The sequence below is a fragment of the Pedobacter sp. KBW01 genome (assembly GCF_003852395.1).
Classification (GTDB): domain Bacteria; phylum Bacteroidota; class Bacteroidia; order Sphingobacteriales; family Sphingobacteriaceae; genus Pedobacter.
In genome coordinates, this window is record NZ_QAJQ01000016.1 from 116,490 (window position 1) to 128,998 (window position 12,509).

12 protein-coding genes are annotated in these 12,509 nt (G+C 40.7%); 9 read left to right on the plus strand and 3 right to left on the minus strand.

The features are described 5' to 3' along the window. Positions 1–75: 75 nt before the first annotated feature. Positions 76–1,377 (plus strand): UDP-N-acetylmuramoyl-tripeptide--D-alanyl-D-alanine ligase, encoded by a 1,302-nt coding sequence (locus tag DBR40_RS17440; protein WP_199748373.1) that lies wholly within the window; start codon positions 76–78, stop codon positions 1,375–1,377. Between the two features lie 38 nt (positions 1,378–1,415). Here the strand turns inward: DBR40_RS17440 and DBR40_RS17445 are convergent, their stop codons facing one another. From DBR40_RS17445 to DBR40_RS17455, 3 genes are read right to left on the minus strand one after another with little or no spacing between them, the layout of a single operon-like run. Then, positions 1,416–1,910 (minus strand): gliding motility lipoprotein GldH, encoded by a 495-nt coding sequence (locus DBR40_RS17445; protein ID WP_124561023.1) that lies wholly within the window; start codon positions 1,908–1,910, stop codon positions 1,416–1,418. Next, the gene (locus DBR40_RS17450) at positions 1,879–3,420 is read right to left on the minus strand and encodes a stage 0 sporulation family protein (protein WP_124561024.1); all 1,542 of its coding nucleotides are present in this window, start codon (positions 3,418–3,420) and stop codon (positions 1,879–1,881) included. The genes DBR40_RS17445 and DBR40_RS17450 overlap by 32 nt, the downstream gene beginning before the upstream one ends. Before the next feature lies 1 nt (position 3,421). Beyond that, positions 3,422–4,570: an ATP-binding protein gene (locus DBR40_RS17455; protein WP_124561025.1), complete on the minus strand. Its 1,149-nt coding sequence runs from the start codon at positions 4,568–4,570 to the stop codon at positions 3,422–3,424. A 257-nt stretch (positions 4,571–4,827) separates the two neighbouring features. Between DBR40_RS17455 and DBR40_RS17460 the strand changes: the two genes are divergently transcribed. From DBR40_RS17460 to DBR40_RS17495, 8 genes are all read left to right on the plus strand, one after another. Continuing rightward, entirely contained in the window at positions 4,828–7,245 is a 2,418-nt protein-coding gene (locus tag DBR40_RS17460; protein ID WP_124561026.1) for an outer membrane beta-barrel family protein, read from the plus strand. Positions 7,246–7,509: 264 nt separating this feature from the next. Next, positions 7,510–7,926, plus strand: a complete 417-nt coding sequence (gene ruvX / locus DBR40_RS17465) for a Holliday junction resolvase RuvX (protein WP_124561027.1) — start codon at positions 7,510–7,512, stop codon at positions 7,924–7,926. Positions 7,927–7,933: 7 nt separating this feature from the next. Next, the gene (locus DBR40_RS17470) at positions 7,934–8,572 is read left to right on the plus strand and encodes an O-methyltransferase (RefSeq protein ID WP_124561028.1); all 639 of its coding nucleotides are present in this window, start codon (positions 7,934–7,936) and stop codon (positions 8,570–8,572) included. Positions 8,573–8,653: 81 nt separating this feature from the next. After that, positions 8,654–9,328 carry a glucosaminidase domain-containing protein gene (locus DBR40_RS17475; protein ID WP_124561029.1) on the plus strand — a complete coding sequence of 225 codons (675 nt, stop codon included), beginning with the start codon at positions 8,654–8,656 and terminating at the stop codon, positions 9,326–9,328. Between the two features lie 70 nt (positions 9,329–9,398). Continuing rightward, positions 9,399–10,241 carry a glucosaminidase domain-containing protein gene (locus DBR40_RS17480; RefSeq protein ID WP_124561030.1) on the plus strand — a complete coding sequence of 281 codons (843 nt, stop codon included), beginning with the start codon at positions 9,399–9,401 and terminating at the stop codon, positions 10,239–10,241. A 48-nt stretch (positions 10,242–10,289) separates the two neighbouring features. Next, complete coding sequence (locus tag DBR40_RS17485; RefSeq protein ID WP_124561031.1) at positions 10,290–11,042, plus strand: hypothetical protein; 753 nt, start codon at positions 10,290–10,292, stop codon at positions 11,040–11,042. Next, the gene (locus tag DBR40_RS17490) at positions 11,039–11,362 is read left to right on the plus strand and encodes a hypothetical protein (RefSeq protein ID WP_233603923.1); all 324 of its coding nucleotides are present in this window, start codon (positions 11,039–11,041) and stop codon (positions 11,360–11,362) included. The genes DBR40_RS17485 and DBR40_RS17490 overlap by 4 nt, the downstream gene beginning before the upstream one ends. A 94-nt stretch (positions 11,363–11,456) precedes the next feature. Next, the gene (locus DBR40_RS17495; RefSeq protein WP_124561032.1) at positions 11,457–12,458 is read left to right on the plus strand and encodes a DUF3078 domain-containing protein; all 1,002 of its coding nucleotides are present in this window, start codon (positions 11,457–11,459) and stop codon (positions 12,456–12,458) included. Positions 12,459–12,509: the final 51 nt, after the last annotated feature.

Sequence of the window (12,509 nt, forward strand, 5' to 3'; positions counted from 1 at the left end):
AATTTTACCTAATGTACTAATTTTGTTTTTTGTTGTTGCTAAAGCTTAATTTTACATCACATTTTTTACGACCACATGATCACAACCGAAAAGCTATACGACCACTACCTTAAAAACCCTGTTATTTCTACCGATACGAGAAACATTACTCCCGGTTGTATATTTTTTGCGTTGAAAGGTGATCTTTTTAATGCAAACGAATTTGCGCATCAAGCCATAGAAAAGGGAGCAGCTTACGCAGTAATTGATGAGGAAAAATATGCAGGTAATGCAAAATGCTTACTGGTAGATGACGTTTTAGGCGCTTTACAGGATTTGGCCTGCCATCACCGCCAGCAACTTAACATCCCCGTTATCGGCTTAACCGGCAGTAATGGCAAAACCACCAGTAAAGAACTAGTAAACGCGGTTTTGGCTGAACGTTATAAAACTTTTGCCACTTTTGGCAACCTCAATAATCACATTGGTGTTCCTTTGTCTATCTTATCTATTGCTGCTGATGTACAGATTGCTGTGATAGAAATGGGCGCTAACCACCAGAAAGAAATTGAACTGCTTTGCACCATTGCCAAACCCACTCATGGCATCATAACCAATGTTGGGATGGCACATTTAGATGGCTTTGGTGGTTTTGAGGGAGTAAAAAAAGGAAAAGCCGAGCTTTATGCTTACTTGAAAGCGAACAATGGTTACACTTTCATCAACCGGAATAATCCCTATCTGCTCGAAATGAGTGCTAATGCAGGCCTAAATAAGCTTATTTATTATGGAACCGAAAATGGTAATACCATTAAAGGAGCGCTAAAAAGCAGTGATCCTTTTATTGAGGTAGCATGGACAAACCACGAAGCTGAATCGTCGGTTAAAACCAATTTAACGGGCAGTTACAATTTCGAGAACATACTTGCAGCCATCTGTATTGGCGATTTCTTTGACATGAATCCTGAAGAAATTAACACAGGTTTAGCCAACTACCAACCTAAAAACAACCGTTCGCAATTAACAAAAACGGAAAAAAACACCGTAATCTGCGATTTTTACAATGCAAACCCAAGCAGTATGACTGCTGCTTTAAATAATATTGCTGTTTTATCGGCTGCAAAAAAAACCGCTATTTTAGGGGATATGTTTGAGCTTGGCCCCGAATCTCCGGCCCAGCATCAACTAATTGTTAGCCAGGCACAAGAAAGCGGATTAGACCAGGTGATTTTTATCGGTAAATACTTCTACGCATTTAAAGATGAGGTTAATGCGCTGTTTTTCGAAACACCATCAGAAGCCGCAGATTACTTGCAGCAAAACCCTATTCAGGATCATTTGCTATTGCTAAAGGGATCGAGGGGAATGAAACTGGAAAATTTGTTGCAATATATTTAGCGATTCCTTGTGCATAGCACTATTCGCTTTGCTTCCTGTTATTGCGCTTGCTCAATGGCAAGGCCCACATCGCTCACTTCAAGCAGTGGGTTATCGCGCATGTTCTGCTCAATTTCAATATCGAATTTCCCGTTGCGGGGAAAATGATAGTTGGTAAGCATGGGCAGGGTATAGCTAAACAGATTACCTGATCCGCTTCCCAACCATTCGCCATCATTTTTGGCTAACTTATATTGGTAGCGTCTGGTTACCATTTGTTTCCCGTCTTTAAAGTGTGCCAGGATAAAAATATTGGCATACTTATAATCAGCAGTATGCCTTAATTTGAAGTAAATATTATAACCTTTGGTATAATCCTTAATCTCAAATGGTGTAGAAATGTGGTTACGGTAAGTCCATCGCCGATCGGCCAATTCAACATTACTGTCGATAACACTACTACTGGTACAGCTAGCCAATAACGATACCATTACACAAAAACCGAAAACCAGCAGGTTTATTTTATTCGGCAGCAGGTTTATTTTCTGAACCATTGTTATTGTTTCGGCGATTATTATTTTTCCTACGGTTATTTCTGCTTTTATTTTTGCTCTGTTCTGTCTTTTCACCCTGCACAGCACTTCCTTCGGCTTTAACAACGGGCTTCTGCCCCTGAGGCTGTTGCGGTTGTTTAGGTTTATTGCTTTGAGGTTTAGGTCCGTTAACATGCGCAGGTTTTGGTACGGCCTGCTGCTGACCTTTTGGTCCAGCGTTTTGTTGCTGTTTCTGGTTTTGCTGTGGTTTTCCGCCCTGTTGTGATTTCTGACCACCCTGCTGAGGTTGAGGCTTACTGTTTGGCTGAGCATTTTTCTCGCCGGCAGGTACTCTGTCACGGTTATTTTTCTGGTTATTGCGGTTGTTTTTCTGATTATTGTTTCGGTTCTGGTTGTTTTTACCCCGCGAACGCTCGTCTAAACGGGTTAAACTATCCTGACCAACTACATTTTCATAATCGAAAGATTTTTCTACCACTACCGGAGCTGCAATCTGAACAGCGTCTTCTTTCAGGTTCGGCGCTTTTTTGCCGGCCTTGTTCATAGCCATGATTTCTTTTACACGAGTAGCTTTAACCGGAATCCAGTTTTCATCGCCCTGGTAACTAAACCACATTATTTTTTTAAAAATATCGGTTTTCTGATGGCGGGCATAACCTGCTTCAGTATCTAAATTCTCAATTCTATCCGGAATATCTTTTAAGGCATCTAAATAGGTATCGAGCTCGTAGTTTAAACAACATTTTAACTTACCACACTGGCCGGCAAGCTTTAAGGTATTAAGCGAAAGGTTTTGGTAACGTGCCGCAGCGGTAGAAACCGTTTTAAAATTGGTTAACCAGGTAGAGCAGCAAAGTTCGCGGCCACAAGAACCTATCCCACCTAAACGGCCAGCTTCCTGGCGCATTCCAATCTGGCGCATTTCGATACGGATACGGAAACTTTCGGCCATTTTCTTAATTAGCTCACGAAAATCCACACGGCCATCGGCAGTATAAAAAAACGTTGCCTTGGTTTTATCAGCCTGATAGTCTACATCGCTAATTTTCATTTGCAAACGAAGATCTAACGCCAGTTTACGGGCTTTGTGCATGGTTTCCCATTCCATTCCCTTTGCGGCATTCCATTTTTCTACATCTGCTTCGGTAGCCTTACGGTAAATTTTCTTAACTACCTGATCGATTGAAGTTTTGCGCCGCTTCATCTGTATGCGTACGAGTTCGCCGGTAAGCGAAACATGCCCTACATCGAAACCTCCGGTTGGTCCTTCAACGGCAACCAGTTCGCCAATTTCAAGGTAAATATTATCGCTGTTTAAGAAAAATTCTTTACGAGAGCCTTTAAATTTGATTTCGGTAACCTGAAAAGGTTTATAATTAGCAGGCATATCCAAATTAGATAGCCAATCGTGTACTTCCATTGTTTGGCAACCACCGGTGCCGCATGAGCCATTACTCTTGCATCCATTAGGGGTGCAACCACCACCTGTTGAACAACTTCCACATCCCATATTAATTGTATATATATTGAGTCCCCGCGGGGAGCGTTTTAAACTTGATAATTTTTACCAGTTGTAAAGATACATCTAAAAACAGAATTTTAGGGTTTGCATTTCTTTCAATGTGGTAATGTGCCTTTTCCAATTCGCCAATTATAGCCTCGGCCATAGGCAAGGTAAGTACGTGCATACTTAATTTTTTTGCCGTTTCGAAGGTTAAGGGAGGTAATTTCACCAGTTCTTCGGCCCCACTTAAAATTAAACAACACTCGCGTAAATAATTTACCCCGTACTTTAAAAAATTCTTTTGGTTTTCGCGGCCCCATTTGGCTGCCTCATCTGTAAAGTTAATCAGATCAGGCACTTTATTACCAAAACCCATTCTTAACCAGGCGGTAAATGTACCCGAGCTATCGTTCTGCGTATCGGCTGCCAGTGCCTTGGCCTCAATTAAATTCCCATCGGCCAAAAAAGAATAATCAGTAGCCTGATGTTCGGTTAAACCGCTGGTATTTAGCAAATATCCGGTAACTTCTTCTGAGGTAAGTTTGGGTATTTTAACGATCTGTGTTCTCGATAAAATGGTTGTTAAAATCTGGTCCTGACTTTGGGCAATCAGAATGAAAAGCGTATTTGCAGGTGGTTCTTCAATCAGTTTTAACAAAGCATTGCCTGCTTTATCCAAATACTCGGGCAACCACATAATTAGAACTTTAGTTTCGGCCTCAAAAGCTTTAAAACTCAGTTTTTTAATAATATCGTGGCATTCGGCAATGTTAATGTTGGCTTGTTTATTGGCGGCATCCAGTTTGGAACGCCAGATATCCATATCAAAATAAGGATCGCCTAAAACCATGTTTCGCCATTCATCTAATACATCAACAGCAGTTTTTACACTGGCCGAGGCAAAGAAGGGATAAGAAAAATGAAGATCGGGGTGAATTAACCGCTCGTATTTTCTACAACTCGAGCATTCGCCGCAACTATCGTTTTCTCTTTTATCCAAACAATTGATGTATTGCGCATAGGCAATTGCCAGTGGCACAGCGCCAGAACCCGCAGGTGACAAAAAAAGCTGCGCATGGCTAATGCGGTTTTCCTTAACCGTTTGCACCAATTGTTGCTTTACTCTTTCCTGTCCTATGATTTCTTTAAACTGCATTTGGTGCAAAATAAGAAATAGATATGAGATTCTTACATTAGTAGGCTTCATCTTCTTTTACCGCCATTCTTTTTTAGATTGTAAAGACATTCAAATCTGCTGTTGTAACAATATCAGTTCAACATTGGCGAAAAGTGTTTTTTGCATATTTTCAAAACCGCTTTCAAATTTAATTTTAGATTAATTTCTTATCTGTTAGCAGATTATCCTATTTGTTAGGACAGATTAATATATTTACCCAACTAACGATAAACTAAATGACTTTCTCTAAATACATACTGCTGCTCGGCCTGAGCATTTATTCCGTTTTCGGCTATGGCCAGGGTAAGACCGTTAAAGTTATTGTGCTTAACCAAAAAGGGCAGGGTATAGAAAATGCCACCGTGCAACTTCTTGCCGCACCGAACCAAGCTTTAGTTAAGGCAGCAATAACCGATAAGAACGGCATTGCTAATTTTACCGAGCCAGCAGCCGGAGCATATGTTTTTAGCGCAAGTGCAATTGGGCATAGCGTACAAAAAACTGTTTCGCTTTTATCGCCCTTTACCAATAAAAACATCACCATCAACTTACCGGCGGCCGAAAAAAGCCTGGGCGATGTAATCGTGCAGGGTAAAAAGCAGTTTATACAGCATGTTCAGGGAAAAACCATAGTAAATGTCGATGCCGCTGTTACCAACACAGGCACAACAGTGTTGGAAGTATTGGAGAAATCGCCGGGCGTTATTGTAGATAAAAACGGAGGGGTTAGCCTGCAAGGCAAAGCAGGCGTACTGGTACTGATTGACGATAAGCAAACCTTTTTATCGGGAACTGAGCTGAGCAATTTACTGGGAAGCATGAGTTCTTCACAGGTAAACCAGATCGAACTGATTACCAACCCCTCAGCAAAATATGATGCCAGTGGAAACGCCGGAATTATTAACATTAAAACCAAAAAGAACAGACAGGAAGGCTTTAACGGCTCTATAATTACCGCTTTCGGACAAGGAAAATACTATAAAAACAACAATAGTTTATTGCTTAATTACCGCAAAGGCCGCATCAATACCTTTGCCAATTACGGTGTTAACTTAAGTAAGAACTTTACCGATATTTATGCCTATCGTCAATATTTTGGGACAAATGTTTCGGTTAGCCCATTTTTAGATCAGTCCTCTTCTTTCCAGTCAAAAAACAGTGGCCATTTGTTAAAAACAGGGCTCGATTACTATGTTTCTGATAAAACAACCATTGGCTTAACCTTAACGGGCAATTTAGGCAAACGCAATGGCCGGAGTGAGGCTATCGCCACCTGGAAAGGTAATTCGGGCAATATAGACTCAGCCATCGGCACTTACAGCACAACCAATTTCAAACTCAAAAACGGCGCTGTTAATGTAAATTTAAGACAGATTTTAAGCAAAACACAAGATCTTGCCATTGATTTAGATGCCTTAAAATATGATATAACTAACGATCAGGTTTTCACCAATAAATTACTGGCTGCCGGCGGATACGTTAAGGGCTCGGTGGCGCAGATCCCATCAACCCTGAAAATATTATCGGCAAAAGCCGATTACACTATCCGTTTCGGCAAAAACCATAAGCTCGAATCGGGTTTTAAATCATCCAGCATCAGTACCGATAACATTGCTGCCTATCAGCTTTTTAATGGGAGCAACCTTTCGGAAGACCTAAACAAAAGCAATCATTTTTTATACAAAGAAGATATCAATGCGCTGTACAGCAGTTTTGAAAGTAAGTTTGGAAAATTTAATGCACAGACTGGCATACGCTACGAAAACACCCATTACGATGCCAACCAACTGGGCAACAGCATTCGCAGGGATTCTGCATTTTCTAAAAATTACAGCAACCTTTTCCCATCGGGCTATATCAGTTATGCAGCAGATACTGCCAACACTTTTAGCTTAACTGCAGGCCGCAGGATCGATCGGCCGGCCTATCAGAAATTAAATCCTTTTGTTTTCATTATCAATAAATACACTTACCAGCGTGGTAACCCCTTCTTTTTACCTCAGTACAGCTGGAATTTGGAATTAACGCATCAGTTTAAGCAACTTTTAACCACAACCTTATCTTATAGCGTAATCAAAAATTATTTCTCGCAGCTTTTCCTGTCAGAAGGAACCGATATTTTAGTGTACACAGAGGGCAATGTTGGCAGGATGCACAATTTAGGCTTATCTGTTTCTTTGCAGGTTTCGCCATTTAGCTGGTGGTCGTTAAATGCGCAAAGTACTTTTAATTATAAGCAGTTAAAGGGCTATCAAAATGTCAATTATGCTTCGTCGGTTAACCAGTTGCAATCGAGTATAAATAATCAGTTTACCATAAACAAAGGTTTGAGCGCCGAAATTTCTGGTTTTTATATTACCAGGGCGCGCAACGACCTTCAGGAATTATTATATCCAACAGGGCAACTATCGGCAGGCCTGTCGCAAAGCTTATTTAAAGGGAAGGGGAGCTTAAAACTTAGTGCCAGAGATATTTTTTACACTCAGGCCATGGAAGGCTTAACCGATTTTCCCGCAGCAAGCGAATATTTTATCCTCACCAGAGATAGCCGGGTAGTTAATCTGGCCTTTACTTACCGTTTTGGCAAACCTTTAAAAGCCTCTAAAAGATCGGCCGGCGGCGCAGCCGATGAAATTAACAGGGCAGGGACTTAGTTGGGAGGTTAGGAGTTTTCAGTTGGCAATTTTCAATTTCATCAAATAGTCACAGTTAAACAGTTAACCAATAAAAAAGCAGATTAAACGATATTTATATGAAAGTTTGCCACCTTGGGTGGCACCAAATCAAAGTAAAAAAGCTAACCGGTAAACTAGCTTAGCGCCCCAAAACCCATTTCGCAAAAAACACTACCTTTGGACTTTTAAATTTTACAGGCGAGCGTAATACGCTACGCCAAACACCTAACGCCAAGCAAGATTATGGCCCGAATTTTAGCTTTTGATTACGGTACCAAACGTATCGGCATTGCAGTAACCGATCCTTTGCAGATTATTGCTACCGGCCTGGATACCATCCACCCAAAAGATGTGATTGAGTACGTTAAAAAATATATGCTTACCGAACAGGTTGAAGCCTTTGTAATTGGCGATCCGAAACAAATGGACGGATCTCCTTCTGATTCGGCGCAACATGTAAAGGGCTTTGCTACCTTGTTAAAAAAATCATTTCCCGATATCCCAAGGCATTGGGTTGATGAGCGCTTTACCTCTAAAATGGCACATCAAGCCATTATGCAAAGCGGCCTGAAAAAGCAAGACCGTCGCGATAAAGAAAGGGTAGATACCATTGCCGCAACCATTATTCTACAATATTTTATGGAAACCAACCGTTTATAACCAACAAATGAGCCTGATAAACGACGATTTACAAGATTTACTAATTGCCTACTGCGAACCTGAGAGCGAGCTATTACAGCACATAGACCGCGAAACAAATCTTAAAGTTTTAATGCCCCGCATGCTTTCTGGCCATTACCAGGGAAGGGTTTTGAGTATGCTCAGCAAAATGGTTTCGCCTAAACGGATTTTGGAAATCGGCACTTTTACTGGTTACGCCACTTTGTGTTTAGCCGAAGGATTAACAAAAGATGGCATACTTTATACTTTGGATGTTAATGAGGAACTGGAAGACATGGTGCGTGGCAATTTTGCAAAATCGGCATTTAACCACCAGATTAAGTACATCCTGGGCGATGCCAATTCTACTATAAATGATTTAGACGAAATTTTCGACATTGTTTTTATCGATGCCGACAAGAAAAATAATGGTACTTATTACGATTTGATTTTTGACCGTGTACGCCCCGGAGGAATAATCATTGTGGATAATGTGCTATGGAGTGGAAAAGTACTTCAGGAGAAACAAGACAAAGACACCAGAAATATTACTAGTTTTAATGATAAAATAGCTGATGATAAGCGGGTTGAAAAATTAATATTACCCGTTAGGGATGGTTTGTTTGTGATCAGGAAGACAATTTAACATATAAAAAGATTAACCGGTTAATTGTTTAAACCAGTTAATCGTGCAGTTAACAGATTTAAACAATTTATACAGTTAACCATGAAAAAAATCTTTACTTTTTGCCTGTTCCTTTTAACAGGAATTGCCGTAAAAGCACAAGATACAGACGAGTATATTGCAGAGCATGTAGAATATGCACAGGATTTAATGCGCGATCACAAAATTCCGGCGAGTATTATTCTTGCGGTTGCCATACACGAATCGGCTTCGGGCAATAGCAGAATTGCACAGCACCTCAACAACCACTTTGGTGTGAAAGGTCCAAACAATAATGCCGAAATCCGTTCTTCATACCGCGATTATTTAAACGCCGACGAATCTTACAGCCATTTTGTAGAGATCATGGAAACACGCGAGCCTTTTAACAACCTTTTCGCTAAATACGATCAATACGATTACAAAGGCTGGGCCTACGGCATAAGGCGTTGTGGTTATGCCCACAGCAGGAGCTGGGCTTCTCAGGTAATCGGCCTGATTAAAAAATATGAGCTGTACCAGTACGATGAACGCCCCGAAGGTTATGAAGAGCCTGTTTATGCCAGCCCTGTACGCAGTCGAAAAAGAAGCACAGCAAGATCAAAAACATACACGGTTAGAACAGGCGATAACCTGAGCATAATAGCCAAAAAGAAAGGCACTACGGTTAAGGCACTGATGCAAAAAAACGGCATAAAAAAAGCAAACTTAAAACCTGGACAGAAGTTGAAGTTTTGAGCCAGTTGGCAGTTTTCAATTTTCAGTTAACCAATTAGGCGATTTAAACAATTAACCCATAAACATCCCCATGCGTTCAGCTAATCATCTCATCATTATTGCGGCAATCCTTGTTTTTTTAAGCTCGTGCGGCACCAGAAAATTTTCGAAAAACAATAAGCAGATCGAAAAAGAAGCCAACAAAGCGAACAACAACAATTACAAGAGCTACAATACCTTAAGTTATATTGATGAGTTTAAGGGGGTAGCTGTTGAAGAAATGAATGCCAGCGGCATTCCTGCCAGTATTACACTGGCACAAGGCATTCTTGAATCAGGTAGTGGAAACAGCGACCTGGCTAAATATGCCAACAATCACTTCGGCATTAAATGTACATCAGAATGGAAGGGGAAAAATTATTTTCGCGATGATGACCAGAAAAACGACTGCTTCAGGGTTTATAAAGATGCCCGCGAATCTTTTAGAGACCATTCAGAATTTCTGAAACGCAAGCGGTATAGCTTCCTTTTTCAATTGGATAAAAACGACTATAAAAGCTGGGCACAAGGTTTAAAAACAGCTGGTTATGCCACTAATCCCAAATATCCTGATCTGCTAATTAACACCATCGAAAAATACCAGCTTTATCAGTACGACCAACCAGAGAGCGAAAAGCAGAAGATTGCCCGCGAAGACCGTGTTTTTTCGGAAATTAACCAAAATATCCCCAAAGAAAAAGCCAAATTTACACCAGTTGAAACACCTCCGACAGGTGCCAAACCTATTTTAGCCGACGGAACTTATACTGTTGTAAAAGGCGATACTTTGTATAATATTGCAAAACGTTTTAACTTAACCGTCGATCAGTTGAAAATGCTGAACGAAATGAGTGCCGATGGCATTAAACTGGGTCAGGTGCTTAAGGTTAAATAATGTTAAGTACAAACCCGGCCTGCCAGATATTTGTAGTTTTGTAATCTGATGAGATTTTTTGTTATCCTTATTCTGGCTTTCGGCTTCAGTACCACATTATATGCACAAACTAAACCTGTGCAGGGCATTGTTATTGATAAAGAAACCAAACAGCGCCTGGCAAAAGTTTACATCTATAATATCCGCACAGGTGATGGGCTGTACAACAACACCAAGGGCGAGTTTAGCACTTTTGCTATCCCGGGCGATACACTGGTTGCAGCTTTATCGGGCTATGCCGTAGATACCATAGTGTTTAAAGGCCAAACAGCAGCGTACTTTCAGCTTAAATCGCTGGGTATCCGTTTACGTGATGTGGTTATCCAGCAGAAACGCCTTACTCCACAGCAGTTGTACGAAAAAAACGTGCAGGAATACCGCTACCAAACCATGAAGGGCAGCAGCAAAGATTTGTTAAACCTGGGTAATGGCGGCGTAGGCTTAGGTATCGATGCCATTTACAACCTGTTGAGCAGACAGGGTAGAAATGCACGGCATTTGCAAAAAATCCTCGAAAAAGATTACCGCGAAGATTTGATCGATTACCGTTTTAATGCCAATTTGGTACGTCAGGTATTGGGTATTAAAGATGATGAGCTTACCGATTTTATGCAGCAATACCGCCCAACTTACCAATTTGTACTCGATGCGGATGATTATGCCTTTAATATGTTTATCCGCAATGCCTACAAAAGCTACCGGATAAACCCCAAAGCATTGCAATTGCCTCCACTACCTAAAATAACCATCGAGAAGCTGTGAAAGCACCCATCTTCATCGTTAAAAAGCTGCCGGCCGCCGGCATGGCCCTATTTCCATTCATACTGGTTAAATCAGCAAGACTTAAAAACGATGCAGAACTTATTAACCACGAAAAAATCCACCTGCGCCAGCAACTCGAATTGCTTATTTTACCTTTTTATATTTTTTATCTGCTCAACTATTTCATCAACCTGATAAAGTACCGCAACCACCATTTGGCCTACCGCAACATCATTTTTGAAAAAGAAGCTTACCACCATGAGCACAATATGCAATACCTCAAAAATGGCAGTTGGTACGGTTGGTTTAAAAAGATATGAAACCGCTGTTTTACTGGCAAATGCAATTGTCATCCTGACAATCATTTTGTTAAATGCTTTTTATCTCTAAAAATTTTGTTTTTCTTTGTAAATAATGAAGAACTTTTTAGCTGCCATAGCCCTTATTCTAAGTCTCTGCTCTACAAAATTATATGCTCAGGAAATTGATACGATTCCGATCAATACCAAAGACCTGAACATAAAATTAAAACGCAGTCCGCTGCCAAGCAGACAAGGGCCGCTAAATTTCGAACCTGTAAAAATTAAACCGCTTGTTGTAAACGCCAAAATAAGTTATTGGAAAACCAGAACAAACATTGGCATTAACATTAACCAGGCGCAGTTTAGCGATAACTGGAAAGGTGGAGGTACAAACTCTATCGCAGTGGGTGGTTTGCTTAACTGGAAAGCCGAATACAATAAAAACAGCTATAGCTACGTAAGTGAGGTAGTTTTGCAATACGGTAAGATTAAAAACAAAGACCAGCTGCAAAAGAAAACCAACGACCGTATTTTCTGGGATAATAAAGCTTCGTTCCAATTATCTAAAAGCTGGTATTTCTTCGGGTCGGTGAGTTTCGAATCGCAGTTTGATAGCGGCTACAGGTACTATAGAGACGGTAATGGCGACGAGCAACAAGTGTTGATTTCGAGGTTTATGGCCCCAGGTTATTTAACCGAATCGATCGGTTTTGAGTACAAACCTGTAAAATATTTCTCTACCCGTATTGGTACTGGTACTGCAAGGCAGACTTTTGTACTCGATACAGCCGTTTACGATAAAAAACCAAATGTTTACGGAGTAGATAAAGGCAAAAAATTCCGCAACGAACTCGCTTTCCAGGTAGTAAGTGCTTTTGATAAGGATATTTTTACCAACACCAACCTTAAGGCCCGTTACCTGATGTTTGTTCCATACGAAAACATTGCCTGGTCGCGAATTGACCACCGCCTGGATGTTGTACTTACTGCAAAAATTAACCGTTTTATGAACACCAGCTTAACCGGTGTAGTATTATTTGATAAAGATACCGACGTAAATATTCAAGCCAGCCAAACTCTGGCGCTGGGCTTTGCCTTTACCTTTCCGAGGTAGTGGTACATAAATTAAACAAAAAGGCCACAGTTTATAGACTGACCCCAAAAA